We start from the raw sequence: 279 nt of genomic DNA on the forward strand, positions 1-279 counted from the left end.
GTGTGGAACAAGGAGAACACTGGCTTCGACTGGCGGCCACCGATCAGGGATGAATCCGCCGCGCTGAACTGGCTGAGGGTTGAAGATGCATTTGGGGGGGATGGGGCTTTCATACCGGCAGACTTTGCTTTCATAGGACGCAAAGGGGCTGGCGAGGAGGGCGCGGTCGCCATCGGCGATAGCAGCGGGTGCGCTGCAGGACCTAGTGCGGATGCGGCAAAACTGGCGGCCATCTTGGAGCTGGTCGAGAGGGATGCGACGGGTCGGTGGTGGTATGGA

At 62.0% G+C, this 279-nt stretch carries 1 protein-coding gene; it reads left to right on the top strand.

Translation table 11 applies throughout. The annotated features are described in order from the left end of the window. A partial coding sequence (locus EN851_RS36015) for a YcaO-like family protein (RefSeq protein ID WP_189587386.1) occupies window positions 1-279 on the top strand: 279 nt, incomplete at both ends.

It is taken from the genome of Mesorhizobium sp. M8A.F.Ca.ET.208.01.1.1 (genome assembly GCF_004791315.1).
Lineage (GTDB): Bacteria > Pseudomonadota > Alphaproteobacteria > Rhizobiales > Rhizobiaceae > Mesorhizobium.